Below are 23,929 nucleotides of genomic sequence, written 5' to 3' on the forward strand. Positions count from 1 at the left end.
ACACCCGCATCGGTGACTAGGCTCGTCGTCATGGAGCGGACGGGGAGGGGACGCGAGGGCGCAGCCCTACGCTTCGTCCACGACCGCGTGCAGAGCTGGCGCAGCGGCTCGCCGCGCAGCCAGCTCAACGTGCTGGCCGTGCTGCTCACCGGCGTGACCGGCTCGTTCGCCGTCTCGCTGTGGAACTACTCCTACATGCCGCTGACCACGTACTTCGCCTGGCTGCTGCTCGGCATGCTGCTGCTCCGGTTCCGGCCCCTCACCGTGCTCTCGCTCTACGCCGCCACCGCGGCCGTGGTGGCGATGGTCGTCGACGTGCGGCCGATCGATGGTGCCCGGGTGGCGGCCCTGGTCACGCTGGCACTCTCGGTGGTGCTGATCCTCTACCAGTCGAGCCGCCAGCGCAGCGGGTTGCCGGTCACCCTCGGTGAGGCGATGCTGTCGGACCTGCGCGACCGGCTCCAGGCCCAGGGCCGGGTGCCCGAGCTGCCGGGGGAATGGCAGTCGACGTCCGCGATGCTGGCCTCCCACGGCGTCGGCTACGCCGGCGACTTCCTGGTCGCCGATCTCAGCGACGACGGTCGCCGGCTGGAGATGGTGCTCGTCGACGTCTGCGGCAAGGGGGTCGCCGCCGGGGCCCAGGCCCTGCAGTTCGCCGGTGCGCTCGGCGGCCTGATCGGCGCGATGGACCAACCCGACCTGTTCCGCGCCGCCAACGCCTTCCTGCTGCGCCAGCGCGCCGACGAGTCGTTCTCGACCGCGGTGCACCTGCGTGTCGACCTCGACACCGGCGCCTACCGGGTCACCAGCGCCGGCCACCCGCCCGCCCTGCGCTACGACGGTCGCGCGGCCGAGTGGCGCGTCGACAACGCCCGCGGCACCGCGCTCGGCATCGTCCCCGACCCCGAGCTGCACAGCAGCGAGGGCGTGCTGCTGCCGGGGGAGGCGCTGCTGTTCTACACCGACGGCGTGGTCGAGTCGCGCGGCGCCGACCTCGACGCGGGCATCGAGTGGCTGCGCACGGCGGCGGGCGAGGCCGTGCGGCGGGGGTACGCCGGGGCCGCCCGCCGGATCGTGCGCCAGGTGCGCTCGGGCGACGACGACCGCGCGGTGCTGGTGCTCAGCCGCGGTCCACGCCCGCGCCCGGTCGGCGCGCCGGCGAGCACGATCCCGGGCACCAGCACCGGCTCCTGAGCCGAGGCGACCGACCCCGGAGGCACTGGTCTGGACCGGCCACGCGCCGGGTGTCCCCTTATGCCCCCAGGGGTACTGCGGCGACGGCGTTCCGTACCGGGATCGGGGACCGGGAGGAGTGCCTGCTCCCTCCACCCTCCCGAGAAGGACAACTCCATGAGGAACTCCGCACTGGCGGCCCTGGCCGCCCTCCTGGTCGTGCTCGCCCACCCCGCGCCCGCCACCAGCGCGCCACCGGCGAAGAACATCACGTGCGACAACACCGCCAGCACCCCGCTCAGCGGCACCTACAAGAACGTCACGGTCCGCCCCGGCGACTCCTGCTACCTGCTCGACGCCACGGTCACCGGCAACCTCCACGCGCGCGACCCGCACACCGTGCGCGTCATCGACACCGAGGTCCGCCGGAACATCATGGTGATGGGCGCCACCCACGACGTCGTGATCGGCTCCCGCGGCTGCGCCTACGACCCGGTGGCCGGCAACAACATCATGGTCAAGAAGTCCCACAACGTCGTCGTGTGCTGGATGACCGTGAAGAACAACATCAAGCTGTCACAGAACGACGGACGGATCTCGCTGTTCCGCAACACCGTCGGTCGCAACATCCAGGTCACCAACAACCTGGCCTACGCCCCGCAGGCCGGGGACGGGCAGCACAAGCGCATCAACGCCATCCGGCTGCGCCACAACCGGGCCGGCGGACACATCACCGTGAGCCGCAACGCCGGCCGCCCGGTGATCGCCCACCACAACAGCCCAGCGATCCGGGGCTGACGCAGGATCACCCGGGCGCGGTCCCGGCCGGCTCTCGGGGCCGGCCGGGACCGTTCAGTCCCCGGCGCCGCTCCCTGTGCGCGCCCGCCACCACGCGACGAGGCCCGCACCCACCGTGCCGCCCAGGGTGCCGAGCACCTCGTCGCCGAGGGTGTCCTCGTAGGCCGTGTCGAGCTCGGTGCCGTGGCGGATGAACGTCCACCACTCACCGACCTCCCAGCCGATCGCCAGCACCGCGCCCAGACCGGCGACCATCACCACCAGCGCCCAGGTCGGCTCGACCGCCCGGCCGATCACCAGGCCGAGACCGAAGAGCAGGAAGACCCAGTTCACGAAGTGGTTGAGGTCGTCCCACCACACCACGCTGTCGTAGAGGTCGAGGCTGTTGCCCGTGACGTCGACGAGGAAGCCGAGCATCACCAGCGAGAACGCGCCGTACGGCGGGTCGGCGGCCGGTCGCCGACGCCGCACGACGAGCCACCACAGCGCCGGCACCAGCAGCATCAGCAGCGGATAGGCCACCAGCCGGGCGCCGAACGCCTTGTCCGCGAACCGGTCGATGCCAGGCACCCACTCCGCCACCGCCAGCTGAACCACGGTGAGCACGATGATCCCGGCCGGCACCCACACGGGGACGCCACGGCGACTGGTGGACGGGATCGTGGGGGTCTCGGTCACGGGTGCATCATGGCGGTCCGGGCCGGCCCCGACGGTGGAATACCGGGTCCGACACGCGCGTTGGGCCAAGTGGTTCCACATTCAACTACCCTGGTGGGACCGGTCGACGAGGAGGAGCGGTCATGCAGTTCGGGATCTTCAGCGTCGGGGACGTCACCCCCGACCCGACGACGGGGCGCACGCCCACCGAGCACGAGCGGATCAAGGCCCAGGTCGAGATCGCCAAGAAGGCAGAGGACGTCGGACTCGACGTCGTCGCCGTCGGCCAGCACCACAACCCGCCGTTCGTGGCCTCGTCGCCGACCACCACGATGGCGTGGATCGCCGCGCAGACCGAGCGGATCGTGCTCTCGACCGCCACCACGCTGATCACCACCACCGACCCGGTGCGGATCGCCGAGGACTACGGCACCCTGCAGCACCTCACCGACGGCAGGGTCGACCTGATGATGGGTCGGGGCAACACCGGCCCGGTCTACCCCTGGTTCGGCAAGGACATCCGCGAGGGCATCAACCTCGCCATCGAGAACTACGCGCTGCTGCACCGGCTGTGGCGCGAGGACGTCGTCGACTGGCAGGGCCGGTTCCGCACGCCGCTGCAGGGCTTCACCGCCACGCCGCGACCGCTCGACGGCGTGCCGCCGTTCGTCTGGCACGGCTCGATCCGCAGCCCCGAGATCGCCGAGCAGGCGGCCTACTACGGCGACGGGTTCTTCCACAACCACATCTTCTGGCCGGCCTCGCACACCAAGCAGATGGTCGACCTCTACCGCCGCCGGTTCGAGCACTACGGCCACGGCGGCTACGACCAGGCGATCGTCGGGCTCGGCGGCCAGTTCTTCATGCGGCCCAGCAGCCAGGACGCCTGGAACGAGTTCCGCCCCTACTTCGACAACGCCCCGGTCTACGGCCACGGTCCGTCCCTGGAGGAGTTCACGACCCAGACGCCGCTGACCGTGGGCTCCCCCCAGCAGGTCCTCGAGCGCACCCTCGGCTTCCGCGACTACGTCGGCGACTACCAGCGCCAGCTGTTCCTGGTCGACCACGCCGGGCTGCCCCTCAAGACCGTGCTGGAGCAGCTCGACCTGCTCGGCGAGATCCTGCCCGCGCTGCGCGCCGGGATGGCCGAGGGCCGCCCCGCCCACGTGCCGGACGCCCCCACCCACGGGTCGCTCGTGGCCGCAGCCGGCGGCGCCCGCGACACCACCGTGCACGCCGAGGACGATGTCACCGGCCGGGTCGCCGACGAGGCGCAGGACGACGCGCAGGAGGTCTCGGCATGACCCGCCGCGTCGTCGTGGTCTCGGCTGGCCTGTCGGTGCCGTCGTCGACCCGGCTGCTGGCCGATCGGCTCGGGGCGGCGGTGGTGGAGCGTCTCGGCGCCGACACCCGTCTCGACGTCGTCGAGCTGCGTCCGCTCGCGCACGCGCTGGCCGACGCGCTGGTGACCGGGTTCGCCTCCGGCGACCTGGCCGAGGCCCAGGACCTGGTGCGTCGCGCCGACGGGCTCGTGGTCGTGACGCCGGTGTTCGCGGCGTCGTACAGCGGGCTGTTCAAGACCTTCTTCGACGTCCTCGAGCAGGGCACCCTCGACGGCAAGCCGGTGCTCCTGGGGGCGACCGCCGGCACGGCGCGGCACTCGCTGGTGCTCGACCACGCCCTGCGCCCGCTGTTCTCCTACCTGCACGCCGTCGCGGTGCCGACCGGCGTCTTCGCGGCCACCGACGACTTCGGCACCGACGCCGACCTCTCCGGGCGGATCGCCCGGGCGGCCGGCGAGCTGGCCGACCTCGTGGGCGGCGGGCCGGCGCTGCACGTGGTCACCGACGCCGAGGTCGCCGAGGCGGGCGCGGTGCCGTTCGAGCAGCTGCTCGCCCGGGCGTCCGGTCGGGAGTGACCCGGCACTGACGCCGCCGCCCGGCCGACCTCAACCCTGCTCGGCCAACCAGGCGTCGACCCGTCGGTCGGCCTCCGCCGGGTCGACGTCCTCGACCCTGGTCAGCACCGCCCAGCGGTGGCCCCAGGGGTCGAGGAGGGAGCAGAAGCGGTCGCCGGTGACGAAGGTCTGCGGCTCCTCGTAGGCCTTGGCGCCGGCGGCGACCGCCGCCGCGAAGACCGCGTCGACGTCGTCGACGTAGACGACCGTGGAGTGGTGCACGGCGTCGTCGCCTGACGGCGCGTGCAGGTGGTTGTCGGGAGCGGGGTCGCTGAGCTGCAGCCGCCCGCTCGGCAGCTGGAGCTCCGCGTGGGCCACGGTGCCGTCGGGCCCGTCGTTGCGGCTGACCAGCTCGGCGCCGAGGACACTGCAGTAGAAGTCGATGGCGGCGCTCGCGCCGTCGACGCAGAGGAACGGCGTGAGGCTGGTGTAGCCGGCGGGCGGGTTCTGGGGGCGGTCCTGGTTCTGGTTCCGGTTCTGGTTCTGGGCCTGGTTCTCGGTCTGCGAGGTCATGTCCCCGATCCTGCCTAGGCTGGCGGCGTGGGCTCTTGGACAAACCCGACAGCCGTGGCGCCCCGCTCGGTGGGCGTGCTGCGCCCGGAGGTGCAGGACGTGCTCGTGCACCGCGACCGGCTCGACCCCGACCCCGCCCTCGCCACCTGGGTGGAGCACTACTGGACCGTCCGGTGGGACCTGCGCGACGCCGAGCCGTTCGTCGCCGAGGTGGTCTCGCACCCCTCGGTGCACGTGACCGTCGAGACCGGCACCGAGCCCCGCTTCGGCCACGTGCTGCCCGCCGGGCTCGTGCACGGCGTCGTCACCAGGCGGTTCTCCCAGCGGATCGCCGGGGCCGGACGGGTGTTCGGGGTCAAGTTCCACCCCGGAGGCTTCGGGGCGTTCACCGGCGCCGACGTGGGTGGGTGGACCGACCGGGTGGTGCCGCTGGTCGAGGCCCTCGGCGCGGAGGCCACCGGGTTCACGCGCGCGGTCCTCGACCTCGACACCGACGAGGAGCGGGCGCGCTGCGCCGACGGGTTCCTGGCCGCCCGCGCCCCCGCACGCGACCCACGCTACGACGACGTGCTCGCGGTGGTCGACGACATCCGCTCCGATCCCCGCCTCACCTCGGTCGACCTGGTCGCCCGGCGCCACGGCGTCTCGGAGCGCACCCTCCAGCGGCTGTTCCGGCGCTACGTCGGGGTCGGGCCGAAGTGGGTGCTGCAGCGCGCCCGGCTGCATGACGCCGTCGACCGCATCGACACCGGTCGGTACGTCGACCTGGCCGGCCTCGCCGTCGAGCTGGGGTGGTTCGACCAGGCCCACTTCACCCGCGACTTCACCGCTCTGGTCGGGCAGTCGCCCGCGGCGTACGCCGCCCGCCGTCCGGTCTGAGGACCGAGCGCCTGCCGGCGCGGCGTCAGTGCTGGTAGGTCCCGTGCACGTAGCCGCGCGCGGCGGTCTTGAACGCGAGGTTGAACGACACCACCGCGGGCGAGGCGTCGGAGTCGACGCCCAGGGTGGGCTCCTTCACCGCGTGCACGGCGAAGTAGTAGCGGTGCACCTGGTCACCGGCCGGGGGAGCGGCACCCATGAACGCCTTGGCGCCGCCGTCGTTGCGGCACATGAATGCGCCACCGGGCAGGCTCGCGCCCTCGGCGCCCGCGCCGGCGTCGAGCGAGGTGACGTCGGCGGGCAGGTCGACCAGCACCCAGTGCCAGAACCCGCTCGGGGTGGGGGCGTCGGGGTCGAAGCAGGTCACCGTGTAGCTCTGGGCGTCCGGCACCGGCTCCCAGGCGAGCTGGGGCGAGGTGTTGCCGGCGTCGGCGACCTGGTCGTCCTTGAGCGGCTGGCCGTCGGTGACGTCGTCGCTGGTCACCGAGACGGCCGGGACGGCCGGGAGCAGGTCGTAGGGGTTCGGGCTGACGGGACGCTCGAGACTCATGGGCGCCACGGTAGTCCGGAGACTGAACCGGTGGAACCGGGCCGGCGACGGGGGCGGCGAGAATGGGCCGGTGGACGACGACTTCCCGATCTACCCGTCGGGCCTGCGACTCTCCGGGCGCCGCGTGGTGGTGGTCGGCGGCGGCCACGTCGCTCAGCGCCGGGTGCCGCAGCTGATCGGGGTGGGCGCGGACGTCGTGGTCGTCTCGCCCGCGGTGACGCCGGCGATCGAGGGCATGGTCGGGGCGGGCGAGCTGACCTGGCACGAGCGCGGCTTCGTCGAGGACGACCTCGACGGCTGCTGGTACGTGATCGCCGCCACCGACGACGCGGACGTCAACGCCCGGGTGAGCGCCGCGGCCGAGGAGCGCCGGATCTTCTGCGTGCGCTCCGACGACGCCACCCGAGCCACCGCCTGGACCCCCGCGGTCGGCCGCCACGAGGGCTTCACCGTCGCGGTGCTCGGGCAGCGGACGCCGCAGCGCTCCGCCGCGATCCGCGACCGGGTGCTCGAGCTGCTGCGCACCGGCCGGATCACGACCCGCGAGGAGCGCGAGCGCGCCCCCGGCGTCGTGCTCGTCGGGGGCGGGCCGGGCGACCCGGAGCTGGTGTCGTTCGCGGCGCGGGCCGCGCTGATGGACGCCGACGTGGTGATCGCCGATCGGCTCGCGCCCCGCGAGCTGCTGGGTGACCTGCCGGCCGACGTCGAGCTCGTCGACGTCGCCAAGCTGCCCCGCGGCCGCTCGGCCCAGCAGGAGGAGATCAACCGGGTCATCGTCGCGCGCGCGCTCGAGGGCAAGCGGGTGGTGCGGTTCAAGGGCGGCGACAGCTTCGTCTTCGGTCGCGGCTACGAGGAGGTGCTGGCCTGCCGGGAGGCCGGCGTGCCGGTGCGGGTGATCCCGGGCCTGACCAGCCCGGTCGCCGTACCCGCCGTCGCCGGGATCCCGGTGACCCACCGCGGCGTCGCCCACGAGTTCGCCGTGGTCTCCGGGCACCTGCCGCCGGGGCACCCCGACTCGCTCACCGACTGGTCGGCGCTGGGCCGGCTGCGCGGCACGGTGGTGGTGATGATGGGCGTCGAGAACGCGCCCGCGATCGCGGCCGCGCTGGTCGAGGGCGGCCGGTCGGCGGACACGCCGGTCGCGGTCGTCTGCGACGGGACGATGCCCGGCGAGCGCACCGTGCTCAGCCGGCTCGGCACGCTCGCCGACGACCTGCGCACCCAGGCGGTGCGGCCCCCGGCGATCATCGTGGTCGGCGACGTGGTGGCGGTGGCCCACCCCGACGAGTACGCCTGATGGGGGAGCGGATCGAGGTCACCGACCCCGCCGACCCGCGGCTGGCCGACTACCGCGACCTGCGCGACGTCGAGCTGCGCAAGCACCTCGAGGCCGAGCACGGGCTGTTCCTGGCCGAGGGGGAGAAGGTGGTCCGCCGCGCCGTCGCCGCCGGCCACACCCCGCGGTCGTTCCTGATGGCGCCGCGCTGGCTCGCCCGCCTCGCCGACGTGCTGGAGCGCCACGACGCCCCGGTCTACGTCGTCTCGGAGGCGCTGGCCGAGCAGGTGACCGGCTTCCACGTCCACCGCGGCGCGCTGGCCTCGCTGGAGCGCCGACCGCTGCCCCCGGTCGAGGAGGTGCTCGCCGGCGCCCGGTCGGTGCTGGTGCTCGAGGACGTGGTCGACCACACCAACGTCGGCGCCATCCTCCGCTCCGGGGCCGCCCTGGGCTTCGACGCCGTGCTGCTCTCGCCCCGCTGCGCCGACCCGCTCTATCGGCGCGCGGTCAAGGTCGCGATGGGGGCGGTGTTCTCCCTGCCGTGGACCCGGCTCCCGGACTGGGCGACCGCGCTGCCGGACCTCTCCGCCCGCGGCTTCACCACCGTCGCCCTCACCCTCGCCCCCGACGCCGTGCCGGTGGAGGACGCCGTCGCCGGCCTCGACCAGGTCGCCCTCGTGCTCGGCTCGGAGGGCCACGGCCTCTCGGCGCGCTGGGAGCAGGCCGCCGACCGCCGCGCCATCATCCCGATGACCGCCGGCATCGACTCCCTCAACGTCGCCGCCGCCAGCGCCGTCGCCTGCTACGTCACCGCCCGGCGCTGAGCCGGGTTCCGGGGTCCAGGGGGTGCGGTTTGGTCACCAACCGCAGCCCACGGGCCCCCCGGAGCGCGGTTTGTGACCAAACCGCGGGCACACCCGACGGCTATCCCGTCTGCCTCCAGGCCGGGGTCGGTTGGGGTCACCGTGGTGCGGTTTGGTCACCAACCGCAGCCCACGGGCCACCCGAAGCGCGGTTTGTGACCAAACCGCAGCCCCACCCGACGGCCACCCCTGTCTGCCCCCGCCCGGACCGGGCACCGCGAGGCATGCGCATCGTGGTGACGGGAGCGACCGGCAACATCGGCTCGGCGGTGGTCCGGCGGCTGCTCGCGGAGGGTGGCCACGAGGTGGTGGGCGTCGTCCGCCGCCCGCCCCCCGACGACGCCGGCGGCGACGTGACCTGGCACCGCGCCGACCTCTCCAGCGACGAGGGCAGCGCCGCGCTGGCCGACGCCTTCCGCGGCGCCGACGCGGTGGTCCACCTGGTCTGGGGGTTCCAGCCCTCCCACGACCCCGACTACCTGGAGCGGGTCGGGGTCGGCGGTACTCGGCGCGTCGTCGAGGCGGTCGAGGCCGCCGGGGTGCCCCACCTGCTGCACATGTCGTCGGTCGGCGCCTACGCACCGCGCGCCGACGACCGCGGCGTCGACGAGGCCTGGCCCACGACCGGCGTGCCGACCTCGATGTACAGCCGGCACAAGGTCGCCGCCGAGCGGCTCCTTGACGACCACGAGGCCTCCGGCGCGGACACCCTGGTGACGAGACTGCGGCCCGGGATCGTCGGCCAACGCACCGCCGCCAGCGCCCTGCTGCGCTACGGCGTCCCGGGCGTGGTCCCGGCGCGGGCCCTGGGCCTGCTGCCGGTGTTGCCGCTCGACCGGGGCATGGTCGTGCCGATGGTCCACTCCGACGACGTCGCGGAGGCGGTCGCCGCGGTGCTGCACCAGCGTGCCGGCGGTGCTTTCAACCTCGCCTCCTCGGAGCCCGTCACGGCCGCCGACGTCGCCGACGCGCTCGGCGCCCGGCTGGTGCACGTGCCGTCCTCGGTGCTGCGCCCGGCCGTGTCCGCCGCCTGGCGGCTGCGGCTCCAGCCGGTCGACACCGGGTGGCTCGACCTCGCCTTCGCACTGCCCAGCCTCGACAGCACCCGGGCCCGGGTCGAGCTCGGCTGGGCGCCGACCCGCACCGGGCCCGAGGTGCTCCGCGAGGTGGTCGCCGGGATGCGCGAGGCCGCCCACGGACCCACTCCGGCGCTGCGGCCCCGCACCGTGCCGGGGGCGCTGCGCGACGCGGTCCGCCGCGGACCGGTGGCCGTGCGCCGCCGACCCTGACCCCCACCAGGTCAGGCCGGAAGGATCAGGCCGGAAAGATCAGGCCGGAAAGATCAGGCCGGAAAGATCAGGCCGGAAAGATCAGGCCGGAAAGATCAGGCGGCAAGATCAGGCCGGCCAGGACTCGGGGTAGTCCGGCGCCGCCTTCTCCATCAGCTTCTGCAGCTTCTTGCGGGCCTTGGTCGGCACCCGGTCGCCGAAGACGGTGCCGAGCGTGTGGTCGGTCTCGTGCTGCAGGCACCGCGCCAGCAGCCCCGAGCCCGAGAACTCCACCGGCGTCCCGTCCGGCCCGGTGCCCGTGACCGTCGCGAAGTCCGGCCGCGCGCACTCGACGTACGCCCCCGGGTAGGACAGGCAGCCCTCCTCGGCGACGTCCAGCTGACGGTCCTTGCCCTCGGGCAGGGTCAGCACCGGGTTGCACACGACCCCCACCGTGCGGGTCCCGGTGTCGTCGGGGCAGTCGAAGACGAAGACGGCCAGGTCGACGCCGATCTGGCAGGCCGCCAGCCCCACGCCGTCGGCGGCGTACATCGTGGCGACCATGTCGGCCACCAGCGTCGCCAGCTCCTCGTCGTACGACGTGACCGGCTGCTGCGGCCGGTGCATGACCGGGGTGCCCCAGCGGGTCATCGGTCGCACCGTCCCTCCGGTGGGCAGCTGGCCGTGGGGGGCGTGGACAGGCGCGTCGGGCATGCCCCGATCCTAGGAACGGCGGGTGTGACGCGCGCAACCGGCACGGCTGTAGCCCGGTGTGTAACTCTCAGTTACATTGACGCCATGTCCCTCCTCCAGAGCCTCAAGCCGGGCGGCAAGCACGGCCTGTCGTCGAAGGAGTCGCGCGACCCGATCGGCTACGCCGTGGCGGCCCTCAACCGACTCGCCCAGACCGACCTGCTCGACCGGATCGGCCTGCGCAAGCCCGCCGAGCAGGCGGTGTTCACCGCGACCCGCAACGGCTTCAAGACCGTCACCACCGCGAGCCGCACGTTCGCGCGGGCCGGCCGCAAGGACGCCCCCGGCACCCGCGCCACCGCGACCCGCACCGAGGGGGTCTTCGACCTCACGCCCACCGACGACGAGCAGATGCTCCTCGACGTGGTCACCGAGTTCGCCGACGAGGTGGTGCGGCCCGCCGCCGCCGAGGCCGACGACGCGTGCGCCGCGCCCGAGGCGCTGCTCAAGGCCAGCCTCGAGATCGGGCTGCCGATCCTCGGGGTCCCCGAGGCCCTGGGCGGCGTCACCGAGGAGCGCTCCGCGATGGCCGGCACCCTGGTCGCCGAGGCCCTGGCCAAGGCCGACATGGGCCTGGCGGTGGCCGCGCTGGCGCCCGGCTCGGTCGCCACCGCGCTCGGGCTGTGGGGCACCGACGCCCAGCAGCAGACCTACCTCCCGGCGTTCACCGGCGACGACGTGCCGGCCGCCGCCCTCGCGCTCACCGAGCCCACGGTGCTCTTCGACGTGCTCAGCCCAGCGACCACGGCGGTGCGCCAGGGCGACTCCTACGTGCTCAACGGCGTGAAGTCGCTGGTGCCCCGCGGCGACCGGGCCGAGCTCTTCGTCGTGGGCGCCGCCCTCGACGGCAAGCCGGTGCTGTTCCTCGTCGAGTCCTCGACGCCCGGCCTGCAGGTCGAGGCCGACCCCGCCATGGGCGTGCGCGCCGCCTCGCTGACCCGGCTGACGCTCACCGACGTCACCGTTCCCGCCGACGCCGTCCTCGGCGCGACCGACGGCACGACGTACGCCGAGTGCGTCCGCCTCTCCCGGCTGGCCTGGTGCGCGCTGGCCGTCGGCACCGGGCAGGCGGTCCTCGACTACGTCACGCCCTACGTCAAGGAGCGCGAGGCGTTCGGGGAGCCGATCGCCCACCGGCAGTCGGTGGCGTTCATGGTCGCCAACATCGCGATCGAGCTGCAGGCCATGCGCCTGCTCACCTACAAGGCCGCCGGCCGCGCGGCCGCCGGCAAGGACTTCTCCCGCGAGGTCGCCCTCGCCCGCAAGCTGTGCGCCGACAAGGGCATGCAGATCGGCCTCGACGGCGTCCAGCTGCTCGGTGGTCACGGATTCGTCAAGGAGCACCCGGTGGAGCGCTGGTACCGCGACCTGCGCGCCATCGGGATCATGGAAGGTGCAGTGATCGTCTGATGGCCATCAACCTCGACGACCCCCGGAAGTTCCGCACGCTCACCGACCAGGCCCACCAGGTCGCGATGAACATGCTGCGGCCGATCTCGCGCAAGTACGACCGCGCGGAGCACGAGTACCCCCGCGAGCTCGACATGCTCGCCGCGATGATCGATGGCCTGTCCGAGTCGGGCGCGAGCGAGGGAGCCGGTGCCGCCGGAGTCCGCCGCGACGACAAGGCCGAGGAGCGCGGCGGCGTCAAGAACGGCGCCAACCTCGCCTCGGTGATGTCGATCGCCGAGATGTGCTGGGGCGACGTGGGCCTGCTGCTCTCCATGCCGCGACAGGGCCTGGGCAACTCCGCGATCGCCTCGGTGGCCGACGACGAGCAGCTCGAGCGGTTCGCTGGGGTCTGGGCCGGCATGGCCATCACCGAGCCCGGCGTGGGCTCCGACTCCGCCAACATCACCACCACCGCCGTCCTCGACGGCGACGAGTACGTCATCAACGGCGAGAAGATCTACGTCACCGCCGGCGACCGGGCCGACCACATCGTGGTGTGGGCGACGCTCGACCGCTCGCTGGGGCGGGCCGCGATCAAGTCGTTCGTCGTTCCCAAGGGCACGCCCGGCATGCGGGTCGACCGGCTCGAGCACAAGCTCGGCATCCGCGCGTCCGACACCGCCACGATCATCTTCGAGGACTGCCGGGTGCCGAAGGAGAACCTCCTCGGCTCGCCGGAGATCGACACCAAGCAGGGCTTCGCCGGCGCGATGGCGACCTTCGACAACACCCGGCCGCTGGTCGCGTCGATGGCGGTCGGCTGCGCCAAGGCCGCCCTCGACCTCACCCGCGACCTGCTCGAGCAGGCGGGCGTGACCATCGACTACGACCGCCCCGCCCACGTTCAGTCCGCCGCCGCGGCGAAGTTCCTCCAGATGGAGGCCGACTGGGAGGGCGCCCGGCTGCTCATGCTCCAGGCCGCCTGGAAGGCCGACAACCGCGAGCCGAACTCGCTCGAGGCGTCGATGGCCAAGGCCAAGGCCGGCCGGGTCGGCTCCGACATCACGCTCAGCTGCGTCGAGCTGGCCGGGTCGGTGGGCTACAGCGAGGCCGAGCTGCTCGAGAAGTGGTCGCGCGACTCCAAGATCCTCGACATCTTCGAGGGCACCCAGCAGATCCAGCAGCTGATCGTGGCCCGTCGGGTCCTGGGCCTCACCAGCGCCGAGCTGCGCTGACCCCAGACCCGGCACGACTCAGCACTGCCCCGGCTCGCGGTGAGCCGGGGCAGTGCTGTCGTCGCGGTCGAGCCGGGAGCGGTCTCAGCCCTTGTCGGGGTCGGCCGCGCGCGACAGGGTCTGCGACTCGCTGACGACCCGGGCGACCGTGGCCGGCGTGACGACGTCCTCGGTGTCGACCTGGTGCAGGTCGGTGTCCGTGGTGTCGGGGTTGGTCGCCAGGTCGGCCGCGGGGGTTCCGGCCGGGGTGACCAGGTCGTCGTCGGGACCCCCGGTGGGCTGCACCGAGATGCTCGGCCGGTTCAGGTCGGGCTCCGACTGCTCGCGCGCCACGGCGGCGGCGGCGGCCTCGGCGGGCGACGGCGGCTCGGCGAGCACGACCTCCGGCTCGCGGTCGGCGGTGTCGGTGGCCGCCTCGGGCGTCTTCGTGGGGATGGCCTCGGGGGCGGGCGTGGCCTCCGGGTCGGCCTGGTCGTGCCGGCCGGCAGCGACGTCGGCGAGCCCGCGAGCGAGGCCGACCCCCCGGGCCGCCACCACCAGCGGGACGCGCGCCACCGTGGTGACACCGTGGGTGACGCCGTGGACGAGGGTGCTGAGCGGGTTCACGATCGAGGTCCTCCTCGGACGGGTGCGAACGGACCTGCCCTCGGTACCCGTTGCGAGGTCGCGGAACCGGGTCAGGAGACGCTGCGGAAGGGGTCGTGCTCCGCGAGGAGCTTGTCGACCCGGGCCTGGTCGAGGCGGGAGACGACGTACTGGTTCTCCTGCGCGTCGCGCACGCACTTGGCCAGGGTGAAGGCCGAGCTGGTGAGGAACAGGGTGGTCATCGCCAGGAACGCGCGCACCCACGGGTCGACCGGGAGGTAGCAGATCGCCAGGATCATCGCTCCGAGGGCCACGGCGAAGGAGATGCCGGCCTGGGCGAAGAACGCGGTGGTGTTGCGGGACGGGGCGGTGGTCTGGGTGGTCATGACCGCAGTGTGGGCTCGCGGCGGAGCGGCCGACATCGTCCGGCGTACTCAGGTGGCGCCACCTCGGCGGGCTCAGCCGAGCAGCGCGGCCCCGCTCGACGCGACCGCCCGCAGGTGCGCCGGCGGCCGGTGTCCGGCCGCCGCGAACGCGGTGTCGACCGCCGCCGCCACCGCCTCGACCCGCTCGGCCGGCACCAGCGCCACCGCCGAGCCGCCGAAGCCGCCCCCCACCATCCGCGCGCCCAGCGCGCCGGCCTCGCGCGCGGTCGTTGTGGCAAGGTCGAGCTCGGCGCAGGACACCTCGTAGTCGTCGCGGAGCGAGGCGTGGGAGGCGTCGAGGAGGCCACCGACCGCCGTCCAGTCGCCGCTCTCGAGGGCGTCGACCGTGGCGGCGACCCGTTCGATCTCGGTGACGACGTGACGGGCCCGGCGGCGCAGCCGCTCGTCGCCGAGGTCGTCGAGCATCCCGAGCCGGGCCTCGCGGAGGCTCTCCAGCCCCAGCCTGCGGGCGGCCTCCTCGGAGTCCTCGCGCCGGGCGCCGTAGCCGCCGTCGACCAGGGCGTGGCTGACCCGGGTGTCGGTGACCAGCAGCGCCAGGCCCTCCGCGGTGAGGTCGAGCGGCACCTGGTGGGTGGAGTCGTCGTCGAAGTCCACGAGCAGGGCGGCCCCGGCCTCGGCGAGCATCGCCACGGTCTGGTCGAGCCCACCGGTCGGCGCACCAGCCACCTCGCGCTCGGCCCGGATGCACAGCTGGGCGAGCTCGCGCCGGCCGGTGGTGAGCAGGTCGGGGTCGACCAGGGAGGCCACCGCGACGCCGACGGCGCACTCCAGCGCCGCCGAGCTGGACAGCCCGGCGCCCACCGGCACGGTGGAGTCGACGGCGAGGTCGAGGCCGGGCACCGCGCGGCCGGAGTCGCGCAGCGCCCACAGCACCCCGGCGGCGTACGCCGCCCACCCGGTGGCCGAGGCGCACTCGTCGAGCGTGCCCTCCCACGGCTCGTCGGAGTGGCGGCTCACCAGCCGCACCCGGTCGTCGTCACGAGGACGCAGCGCGACGTGGGTCGCGTGCTCCAGCGCGAGCGGGAGGCAGGGGCCGCGGTGGTAGTCGACGTGCTCGCCGATCAGGTTCACCCGCCCGGGTGCCCGGGCCGCGACCGTCGCCTCGGCCCCGTAGTGCTGCCGGAGAATCGCGGCGGCGCCGAGGCGCAGGTCGTCGGGGTCGCCGGGGGTGAGGAACACCCCCGCACCCTAGGACCGGTCGGGGTCCGGGCCCGCCTCCGGGTCGCGGTCGACGGAGATCACGAAGTCGTCGCCGTGCTCGGTGACGCCGGTGACCACGGCCTGCTCGACCGCCTCCACGGCGTACGCGCGGCGCACCATGAGCGGGTCCTGGCGCAGGTCCTTCACCAGCGCCACCGCGAGACCGATCATCACCAGCACGAACGGCACCGCGGCCACGATGGTGATCCGTTGCAGGCCCGAGAGTGCGTCGGAGCCGCCCACCAGCAGCATCACCGCCGCGACCGCACCGGTCGCCACGCCCCAGAACACCACCGTCGGGCGTCGCGGCTCGGAGCTGCCGTGCTCGGACAGCGAGCCCATGACGACGGACGCGGCGTCGGCGCCGGAGACGAAGAAGATGGCCACCAGCACCATCACCAGGACGCTCGCGAGGGTCGACAGCGGCAGCTGCTCCAGCGTGGTGAACAGCTGGCTCTCCAGGCCGCCCGCGCCGGCGATGTCGGTGCCGGCCTCCTGCAGGTCGATGGCGGTGCCGCCGAAGATCGCGAACCAGACCAGGCTGACCAGGCTCGGCACCAGCAGCACCCCGGTGACGAACTGGCGGATCGTGCGACCGCGGGAGATGCGCGCGATGAACATGCCCACGAACGGTGTCCACGACAGCCACCAGGCCCAGTAGAAGATCGTCCACGACTGCAGCCAGGCGTCGGTCTCGGCGCCCTCGGCCCCGGTGCGGGCGGCCATCATCGGCAGGTCGCCGAGGTAGCTGCCCATCGCGGTCGGCAGCAGGTTGAGGATGAACACGGTCGGACCGACCACGAACACGAACGCCGCGAGGGTCACGGCCAGCACCATGTTGATGTTCGAGAGCCACTGGATGCCCCGGGCCACGCCGGACACCGCGGACAGCACGAAGGCCGCCGTGAGCACGGCGATGATCCCGACCAGCACGGCGTTGCCGACCTCGCCGATGCCGGCGACGATCTCGAGGCCGCTGCGGATCTGGAGGGTGCCGAGCCCCAGCGACGCGGCCGACCCGAAGAGGGTGGCGAAGATGGCCAGCATGTCGATGACGCGGCCGGCGGGGCCGCGGGCGTGCCGGCCCAGGAGCGGCTCGAACGCCGCCGAGATCAGCTGGACGCGGCCCTTGCGGTAGACGCCGTAGGCGATCGACAGGCCGACGACGGCGTAGATGGCCCACGGGTGGAGGGTCCAGTGGAACAGGGTGGTGGCCATCGCGGTCTGCGTGGCCTCGGGGTTGCCGGCCTCGCCGGTGCCGGGCGGCGGGGTGGCGAAGAACGAGATCGGCTCGCTGACGCCGTAGAACATCAGGCCGATGCCCATCCCGGCGCTGAACATCATCGCGATCCAGGAGGCGGTGCGGAACTCCGGCTCCTCGTCGTCGCGGCCCAGGGGGATCCGGCCGAACCGCCCGATCGCGAGCCAGAGCACGAAGACCACGAAGCCGCTCGCCGACAGGACGAACAACCACCCGAGGCTGTCCATCACCCAGCCGAGGGCGTCGGTGCTCGCCGTGGCCAGGGTGTCCTTGCTGACGAAGCCCCACACCAGGAAGCCCACGGCGAAGGCGCTCGTGACCCCGAAGACGAGGCGGTCCAGGCGGGGCGGCGACTGGGCCCCCTCGTCGACGGGGACGTCGAGGGCGGGGTGGGGGGCCTCGGACCGGGGGACGACCCCGGAGGTGGGATGGCGGGACGGGGTGTTCTGCCTCAATGTCACCACTGACTGCTACCCGCTGGTACCCCGGGGCATGCCCGAACGGGTGAGGCGAGCGTCACGCGCGGGCGTCAGCCGCGCGAGCTGCGCTCGGTGCGACCGCGGACCACGCCGATGAACGACTGGACCCGCTCCTCGTCGTTGTCGACCAGCCAGGCCAGCCCGATCCGGGTGGGCGGTAGGTCGGTGACGGGGCGGTGGACGACGTCCTTGCGGTGGTGCAACCGGGCGACCGACATCGGCACCAGCAGCACCCCCGAGCCCGACGCGACCACCTCGACCGCCTCCTGCTCCGACATCGCCGGCCAGTCCAGCTGGGGCACGTCGGGCGTCCACCCGGAGGCGTGCGGTCGGACCAGCTGCTCGCCGGCCAGGTCGTCGAGGGTCACCTCGTCGACGACGGAGACGACGTGGTCGGCCGGCACCACGACCACCGGCACCTCCTCGTAGAGGGGGATGCAGTGCAGCCCGGCACGGTCGACCGGCAGCCGGACCAGGCACATGTCGAGGCTGCCGTCGCGCAGCCCCACCTCCTGCTCGGCCTCGGTGACCGGCACCAGCTCGAGCGTGGCCCGGGTGCGCTCGCGCCAGGTGCGGGCCCACTTGTCGGGGGTGGCGCCGGTGACGAAGCCGACCCGGAACCCGCTCACAGGCGGCACTCCTTCCCCGAGCAGGCCAGCAGCGCGCGGAGGGTGCGACGCAGCTCGCGCACCGTGCGCTGCCGCTCCGGGCCCATCGCCCGCAGCGACGCCCCGCCCCGCGCGAGCAGGTTGTCGAGCTCGTAGGGGTCGCTGCGGAGGTCGTAGAGCTCTTCGTGGTGGTTGTTGATGTAGTCGACCAGCTTCCACCGGCGGCTCACCACGGCGTTGAAGTCCGAGAGCATCGCCCGGCGCGGCGACTCCACGACCGTCTCGGGGTACTCGTCGACACCGGTCAGCGTCTGCTTCTCCAGCGGGATCAGCCCCCGCGAGAGCAGCAGGTGGCGGCGGGGGAGCCGGTCGACCCGGCCCCGGGCGAGCGGGAGCAGGGAGAGCCCGTCGACCCGGGCCGGGATCGGCGTACCGGTCATCGCCGCGATCGTGGGGGCGAGGTCGATGTTGCCGGCGAGCTCGTCGACGTGGCGACCGCGGGGGATGCCCGGTCCGCGCACCCACAGCGGCACGCTGACGGTCTCCTCGAACTGGTTGTACTTGGCGATGTCGAGCCGGTGCTCGCCCATGTTGTAGCCGTTGTCGGAGGTGAAGAGCAGGTAGGTGTTGTCGAGCGTGCCCTGCTCGCGCAGCCGCTTGACCACCTCCTGGACGGTCTGGTCGAGCACCTGCACCGACCGGATCCGGTCGCGGAAGGCGGCGTCGACCTGGGCCATCTTGGCCGCACTCAGGCGCTTGCGGGTGCGGACCGTGCCCCACTTGTCGGAGACGTCGGCCTCGTCGAACGACGGCACCCGCGGGTAGCGCACGTCGGTGAAGTCGTTGTCGTAGCGGTCGGGATGGGCGTACGGCGAGTGCGGCGAGTACGACGCGTAGTAGACGAGTTTGCCGCCCTCGCGGAAGTCCATGCCGTCGAGACCGTCGACCAGCTGCGCGACCCGCTCGCCCATCAGGCTGTCGAGGTAGCCGGCCCGCGGTTCGTCGTCGACCTCGCCGTTGGTGTTCATCACCGTGTCGGCCTGCTGGTAGGGCTTGCCGCCGACCGGGCTGAACCACGATTCCCACGCCGGTGGCACGTAGGTGCGGAGCGAGGCCTTGTCGGGGCCGTCGTAGCCGCCGGGGAAGGGGTACTCGTTGAGGTACTTTCCGAGCAGCGCGTTGTCGTAGCCCTCGGCGGCCAGCCAGGTCGGCAGCGCCCGGTCCTCGCCGGCGCCGCGCCAGCGGAAGAAGCCGCCCGCGGGGTAGTGGTTCCCGCGCACCCCGTGGTTGTGGGTGTACTGCCCGCTGAGGATGCTGGCCCGGGAGGTGCAGCACGTCGACTGCTCGACGTAGTAGCGGTCGAAGGTGGCCCCGGCGTCGGCGATCAACCGCTGGGTGTTGGGCATCCACCGGGCCAGCTTCTTGTCGAGGTCGTCGGCGACGAAGACCACGACGTTGGGGCGACCGGCCGCCTCGCGCTCGCCGCCCGAGGAGCTGAGCTGCACCGCGCCGGCGACGGCGAGGACGCCCGCCAGGGCGACCGCCGCGACGCCCGCGATCAGCCGGTCTCGCCTGGTCACGGACGCACTCCCTCCTGTCCGCTGGTGGTGTCGTGGGGCTGCTCGCCGGGCCCGTCCGAGCAACAGCCCGCAGGTCGGCAGACCTGCGGGCTCTGGCTGCGCGCGAGTCTAGCCGGGGCCGCGCCGGCTCCGGAGCCGCCGTGCCGGGGCCGCTGCGCGAGCGGTCGCGGACGAGGCGGCGGCTGCCGAAACACGAGCGACACCGACCCGCAACGCGGCGCTCCTAGCCTGCGCCGGTCGGTCGAGGACCGACTTCCCGAGAGACAGGAGAAGCCGTGAGGGTCTTCACCTCCACGCGAGCACGTCGCTGGGCGCTGCTCCCGCTCCTGGCGGCGCTGGCGCTACCACTGGCCACGCCGTCCCAGGCCGCGGAACCCATTCCCACCGCCGTCGACCCGACGACGCTGCCGGACCCGCTGGAGCGAGGTGACTACACCCCGGCGACCATCCAGGAGACGAAGCTGGGGCTCGCCGCGCTGCAGGAGCCGAGCTCGTCCGGCGCGGCACCGACGGCCGGGACGGCGCAGGCTGCCGAGAACATCCAGATCCGCGGCTCCCTCTACTACCCCGTCGACCGCACCGAGCCGTCGCCGGTCATCGTGCTCGTGCACGGCAACCACGGCTCCTGCGACGCGGGTCAGAACAGCGCCACGCTGAGCTGCACGCAGTTCAAGCGCAACGAGGCGGGCTACGCCTACCTCGGCGAGAACCTCGCGACCTGGGGCTACACCACCTTCTCCCTGTCGCAGGACCAGCTGATGATGCGCCAGGACAACCCCAAGGGGAAGGGCATGCACCAGCGGCGACTGCTGATCGCCGCGGCCCTCGACGCGCTCACCGCCGCGAACGCCGAGGGCGGCCTCCCGGTCGACGCCGACACCACCATCGGCACCACGCTGGTGGGCAGGCTCGACCTCACCCGGATCGGCCTGATGGGCCACTCCCGCGGCGGCGACGCCGTCACCAGCTTCATCGACTACAACCGGCAGCGCACCGACGGCCCCCGCTACCCCCTGCGCGGCGTCATCTCGCTCGCGCCGGTGGACTACGAGCGCAAGGCGCCGTACGGCACGCCGTACCTCTCGATCCTGCCGTGGTGCGACGGCGACGTGTCGAACCTGCAGGGCGCCCGCTTCTTCGAGCGCAGCCAGTACGTCAACGGCGACGACCCGTTCCCGCGGATCCAGATGTCGCAGCAGGGCGCGATCCACAACTGGTACAACACCGTCTGGTTCGCCGACGGCCAGGACGGCGGCAACGTCAACGACGCGGCGTGCGGCAACTCCCAGCCCACCGACGGCGGCAACGTGCAGCCGAACAACCTGCGGCTCAGCGGCGCGGCCAGCTACGACCCGTGGTCGTACGTGATCGACAACTCCGACACCTACAACCCGCTGGTCAACACCAAGATCTCCGGCGACCCGGCGCGGATGGGCGACCAGGAGAAGATCGGCCTCGCCACCATGTCGGCGTTCTTCCGCCGCTACGTCGGCGGCGAGGGGGCGTTCGACCCCTACCTGACCGGTGAGCTCTCGGACACCCCGTCGCACCGGCAGATCCCCGACTCGGCCTGCCCCACCAGCGTGTCCGGCACCCGCATCGGCTGCGATGAGTACGTCTCCACGAGCTACTTCGCGCCCCCGGCGGAGCGGGTCGACGTGATCCGGCCCGAGGTGACCAACCCGCTGAGCCTGAACGCGCTGGGCGGGTCGCTCAGCGGTAGCGGCTTCGCCTACCCCTACGTCGACAACGGCGGGGTCGCGCTGCCGAAGAAGACCCCCGGCGGCTACGACTGGTGCAACCCCGAGCCCGACGACTTCGCGCCGTCCCAGCTGGGCAAGAGCACGCAGCCCACGGGCGCCAAGGCCTGCCCGCTGCCGGGGAAGGCCGAGCTCGGCGGCCAGAACGGCATCCGGGAGAACGCGCCGGTCAACCACTCCTACGGCCGCCAGCTCGCGCTGGCGTGGGAGCCGGCGCAGGACGCGCGGCTGACCGCCGACATCCCGGCCGCCAACGGCGACGTCAGCGGCCTGAAGGCGCTGGCGATGGGCGCGGACGTGAACTTCTTCGACCTCCGCAACCCCGGCGCCGACGCCGACCGGCTCGACGCCGAGGGCGACCAGCTGCCGGTGTCGTACGACCCCACGGCGACCACGCAGGACTTCGTGATCGCGCTGACCGACACGGCCGGCCACGAGGGCACCGTGCACGCCGCCGACGAGCGGTGGGGCAACGCCCTGCACATGTCGACCGGCACCGTCACCGCACGCACCCACATCGTGCTCGACCAGATCCGGGTGCCGCTCAGCGAGTTCGCCGCCCAGGGCGTCGACCTGACCTCGGTCGACGAGGTCGAGCTGCGCTTCGGCGTGCCCGGCACCCCGCAGTCCGGCTCGATCCAGCTGGCCGACGTCCGGTTCCAGGAGGCGGTGACCGACGAGCCCCTGGTGCTCTCCGACGGCACCGACGTCGACCAGGGCGCCGGCCACGGTGCGCCGGAGACCGGGCCGGACCCGGCGGCGTTCCTCGCCGAGACCGACAACACCCCCGGCAACCTGGCGCTCACCGACCAGGTCGACAACCCGTGGGCCAACACGACGTGGGTCGTCGACGACGACCGCGCGCAGTGCCCCGACGCGAACGTCACCTCGGTGCAGGCTGCGGTCGACCTCGCCTCGCCGTGGGACACGATCGTGGTCTGCGAGGGCACCTACGAGGAGTCGTCGACCCCGGTCTTCGGCCCCGGCAACCCGGTCGCCACCGAGGCGCGCAACGGCCTCACCATCACCAAGCCGCTCAAGATCAAGGGAGCGGGAGCCGACAAGGTGACGATCAAGCCCGACCCGGCGATCGACTCGCTGGCCGGCCTGGTGCCGTACCTGCGCGACGGCGGCGGCAACGTGGTCACGGTGTCACGGCAGTCGCTGGGTTCGACCGACACCAACGAGATGTTCGTCGACATCTCCGGGGTGACGGTCACCTCCGGCGACACCTGGGCCGAGGCCGGCATCGCCTTCTTCGGGGCGGCCGGTCGGGTCTCCGACAGCGTGGTCGGTCCGCTGCGCCGGGCCACCGACGCCGAGGAGCTGGCGGCGAACCCGCACGGCTGGGGCATCGTCAAGACCAGCCTCGTCCTGGGCGCCGGCCCCGGCACCGTGGAGAACGAGGTGACGGTGGCCGACAGCCTCGTCACGGGCTACCAGTCGGGCGGCATCCTGTTCGACGGCGCCCGGGGACCGGACGGGCACACCGACAACACGGTGCGCACCGGCACCGAGCAGCACGGCTACGTCTCGGGCACCGTCGTCCGCGGCACGCCCAACGCGGTCCACCCGCAGACCGGCGTGCAGTACGCCAGCGGGGCGGACGGGTTCGTGCGGGGGAGCCGGATCGTCGGCAACTACTTCCGTCCCGACCCGGCCCGGTCCTACGGCCTGCTGCTGACCGACGCTCGCACCGAGGTGCCGGGCGCGCTGACCGGCACCGGCAACGTGATCACCGGCAACGGCTTCGCGGTCTACAACGCCAACGCCACCGGCACCGGCGTCCGGCAGGGTGGTGCCTTCGCCCTGCAGGCCAGCTTCGTCGGTCAGGGCAACCCGGTGCCGGGCGGTCCGGCCGACCCGAGCGCCGGGCTCGAGGCGATCTCCGGCCCCGACGGGGCCACGCCCACGGTGACCACCCCGGGCCGGCTCTCCGCCCCGCCCTCGAGCGTGCCGACGTCGTACGGCGCGACCGTCGACGCCGCCCCCTCGGCGGCGCTGGTCGACCCGCTCGACGGTGCCGAGGTGAAGGTGGGGGAGACGCTGTGGCCGCTGGTGCGCGGTCTCGACGACCACGCGCTCTCCGGGGTGACGCTGCTCGTCGACGGCGCTCCGGCGGGTGCCGACACCTCGGCGCCGTACCAGTTCAGCTGGACGCCGACCGCGGCGCACGCGGGGCGGACCGTCACGCTGACCGCGGTGGTCACCGACTCCGCCGGCCAGCAGACGACCGCGGAGGCGCTCAGCATCGAGGTGGTCGACGAGGAGGTGACCCCGACGCTGGCGCTCGGCAAGCCGGTCAAGAACCGCAAGGCCGGCACCGTCGCCCTCGCGGTGACCACCAACACCGGCGGCACGATCACGCTCACCGGCGCCAAGGTGGTCTCGGCCACCACCCGGCCCGGCGGCGCGACGACGACGAGGCTGGTGGTGCGGGCGACCAAGGCCCAGCGCAGGAAGCTGGCGCGGAAGGGTCGGCTCCAGGTGCGGGTCACGGTGCGGTTCACCGCCGCCACCGGAGGCACCGTGGTGAAGACCAGGACGGTCGTGCTGGTGAAGAAGAGGAAGTAGCAGCACCCGGCAGCACCGGCAGGGGTCCCGCGCTCGCGGGGCCCCTGCCGGCCGTCGTACGCCGGACTCGACCGCGAGGCTCGACGGGCTGGGCTCGACGGGCTGGGCTCGACGGGCTGGGC

General features: G+C 73.2%; 21 protein-coding genes. 11 read left to right on the forward strand and 10 right to left on the reverse strand.

Features of this window, described 5'->3' with window-relative positions:
- The first annotated feature begins 30 nt into the window (after positions 1-30).
- Both JT721_RS07095 and JT721_RS07100 read left to right on the forward strand, forming a co-directional pair.
- Positions 31-1,194, forward strand: coding sequence for a PP2C family protein-serine/threonine phosphatase (locus JT721_RS07095; RefSeq protein ID WP_205472258.1), 1,164 nt, complete (start codon positions 31-33; stop codon positions 1,192-1,194).
- A 156-nt stretch (positions 1,195-1,350) separates the two neighbouring features.
- Entirely contained in the window at positions 1,351-1,971 is a 621-nt protein-coding gene (locus JT721_RS07100; RefSeq protein WP_205472259.1) for a hypothetical protein, read from the forward strand.
- A gap of 54 nt (positions 1,972-2,025) precedes the next feature.
- Here JT721_RS07100 and JT721_RS07105 read toward each other — a convergent pair whose 3' ends face one another.
- Positions 2,026-2,649 (reverse strand): hypothetical protein, encoded by a 624-nt coding sequence (locus JT721_RS07105; RefSeq protein WP_240340304.1) that lies wholly within the window; start codon positions 2,647-2,649, stop codon positions 2,026-2,028.
- A 122-nt stretch (positions 2,650-2,771) separates the two neighbouring features.
- Between JT721_RS07105 and JT721_RS07110 the strand changes: the two genes are divergently transcribed.
- Both JT721_RS07110 and JT721_RS07115 read left to right on the forward strand, forming a co-directional pair.
- Entirely contained in the window at positions 2,772-3,932 is a 1,161-nt protein-coding gene (locus JT721_RS07110) for an LLM class flavin-dependent oxidoreductase (protein WP_205472260.1), read from the forward strand.
- Positions 3,929-4,546, forward strand: coding sequence for an FMN reductase (locus JT721_RS07115; RefSeq protein WP_205472261.1), 618 nt, complete (start codon positions 3,929-3,931; stop codon positions 4,544-4,546). The genes JT721_RS07110 and JT721_RS07115 overlap by 4 nt, the downstream gene beginning before the upstream one ends.
- Positions 4,547-4,576: 30 nt before the next feature.
- Here JT721_RS07115 and JT721_RS07120 read toward each other — a convergent pair whose 3' ends face one another.
- Positions 4,577-5,098, reverse strand: a complete 522-nt coding sequence (locus JT721_RS07120) for a glyoxalase/bleomycin resistance/extradiol dioxygenase family protein (protein ID WP_205472262.1) — start codon at positions 5,096-5,098, stop codon at positions 4,577-4,579.
- 27 nt (positions 5,099-5,125) lie between these two features.
- Here JT721_RS07120 and JT721_RS21650 point away from each other — a divergent pair, with 27 nt between their 5' ends.
- Positions 5,126-5,977: an AraC family transcriptional regulator gene (locus JT721_RS21650; protein ID WP_205472263.1), complete on the forward strand. Its 852-nt coding sequence runs from the start codon at positions 5,126-5,128 to the stop codon at positions 5,975-5,977.
- Positions 5,978-6,002: 25 nt separating this feature from the next.
- Here the strand turns inward: JT721_RS21650 and JT721_RS07130 are convergent, their stop codons facing one another.
- Positions 6,003-6,527, reverse strand: coding sequence for a YbhB/YbcL family Raf kinase inhibitor-like protein (locus JT721_RS07130; protein ID WP_205472264.1), 525 nt, complete (start codon positions 6,525-6,527; stop codon positions 6,003-6,005).
- Positions 6,528-6,597: 70 nt separating this feature from the next.
- Here JT721_RS07130 and cobA point away from each other — a divergent pair, with 70 nt between their 5' ends.
- The 3 genes from cobA to JT721_RS07145 all read left to right on the forward strand — a co-directional run bounded on the left by cobA (position 6,598) and on the right by JT721_RS07145 (position 9,955).
- Complete coding sequence (gene cobA / locus JT721_RS07135; RefSeq protein ID WP_307827933.1) at positions 6,598-7,824, forward strand: uroporphyrinogen-III C-methyltransferase; 1,227 nt, start codon at positions 6,598-6,600, stop codon at positions 7,822-7,824.
- Complete coding sequence (locus tag JT721_RS07140) at positions 7,824-8,627, forward strand: RNA methyltransferase (protein ID WP_205472266.1); 804 nt, start codon at positions 7,824-7,826, stop codon at positions 8,625-8,627. Before cobA ends, JT721_RS07140 begins: the two co-directional genes overlap by 1 nt.
- Positions 8,628-8,890: 263 nt before the next feature.
- On the forward strand, positions 8,891-9,955 hold the full coding sequence (locus tag JT721_RS07145; protein WP_205472267.1) for an NAD-dependent epimerase/dehydratase family protein: 1,065 nt from the start codon (positions 8,891-8,893) through the stop codon (positions 9,953-9,955).
- A 108-nt stretch (positions 9,956-10,063) separates the two neighbouring features.
- Here the strand turns inward: JT721_RS07145 and def are convergent, their stop codons facing one another.
- The gene (gene def / locus JT721_RS07150; protein ID WP_205472268.1) at positions 10,064-10,648 is read right to left on the reverse strand and encodes a peptide deformylase; all 585 of its coding nucleotides are present in this window, start codon (positions 10,646-10,648) and stop codon (positions 10,064-10,066) included.
- An 84-nt stretch (positions 10,649-10,732) separates the two neighbouring features.
- On the opposite strand from def, the gene JT721_RS07155 reads away from it, so the two are divergent.
- A complete protein-coding gene (locus JT721_RS07155; RefSeq protein ID WP_205472269.1) occupies positions 10,733-12,097 on the forward strand; it encodes an acyl-CoA dehydrogenase family protein in 1,365 nt (454 codons plus the stop codon).
- Positions 12,097-13,314: an acyl-CoA dehydrogenase family protein gene (locus JT721_RS07160; RefSeq protein ID WP_205472270.1), complete on the forward strand. Its 1,218-nt coding sequence runs from the start codon at positions 12,097-12,099 to the stop codon at positions 13,312-13,314. The genes JT721_RS07155 and JT721_RS07160 overlap by 1 nt, the downstream gene beginning before the upstream one ends.
- A gap of 84 nt (positions 13,315-13,398) precedes the next feature.
- On the opposite strand, the gene JT721_RS07165 is transcribed toward JT721_RS07160, so the two are convergent.
- From JT721_RS07165 to JT721_RS07190, 6 genes are all read right to left on the reverse strand, one after another.
- Entirely contained in the window at positions 13,399-13,920 is a 522-nt protein-coding gene (locus JT721_RS07165) for a hypothetical protein (RefSeq protein ID WP_205472271.1), read from the reverse strand.
- A 71-nt stretch (positions 13,921-13,991) separates the two neighbouring features.
- The gene (locus tag JT721_RS07170; protein WP_205472272.1) at positions 13,992-14,285 is read right to left on the reverse strand and encodes a YiaA/YiaB family inner membrane protein; all 294 of its coding nucleotides are present in this window, start codon (positions 14,283-14,285) and stop codon (positions 13,992-13,994) included.
- 72 nt (positions 14,286-14,357) lie between these two features.
- Positions 14,358-15,524: a galactokinase gene (galK, locus tag JT721_RS07175; RefSeq protein ID WP_205472273.1), complete on the reverse strand. Its 1,167-nt coding sequence runs from the start codon at positions 15,522-15,524 to the stop codon at positions 14,358-14,360.
- 9 nt (positions 15,525-15,533) lie between these two features.
- On the reverse strand, positions 15,534-17,267 hold the full coding sequence (locus JT721_RS07180) for a BCCT family transporter (RefSeq protein ID WP_307827934.1): 1,734 nt from the start codon (positions 17,265-17,267) through the stop codon (positions 15,534-15,536).
- A gap of 68 nt (positions 17,268-17,335) precedes the next feature.
- On the reverse strand, positions 17,336-17,914 hold the full coding sequence (locus JT721_RS07185) for a LysR substrate-binding domain-containing protein (protein ID WP_205472274.1): 579 nt from the start codon (positions 17,912-17,914) through the stop codon (positions 17,336-17,338).
- A complete protein-coding gene (locus tag JT721_RS07190; protein ID WP_205472275.1) occupies positions 17,911-19,473 on the reverse strand; it encodes a sulfatase in 1,563 nt (520 codons plus the stop codon). The genes JT721_RS07185 and JT721_RS07190 overlap by 4 nt, the downstream gene beginning before the upstream one ends.
- A 275-nt stretch (positions 19,474-19,748) precedes the next feature.
- On the opposite strand from JT721_RS07190, the gene JT721_RS21655 reads away from it, so the two are divergent.
- Positions 19,749-23,807: an Ig-like domain-containing protein gene (locus tag JT721_RS21655; protein WP_205472276.1), complete on the forward strand. Its 4,059-nt coding sequence runs from the start codon at positions 19,749-19,751 to the stop codon at positions 23,805-23,807.
- The last annotated feature ends 122 nt before the right edge of the window (positions 23,808-23,929 follow it).

The sequence above is a fragment of the Nocardioides sp. SYSU D00038 genome (assembly GCF_016924665.1).
Classification (GTDB): Bacteria; Actinomycetota; Actinomycetes; order Propionibacteriales; family Nocardioidaceae; genus Nocardioides.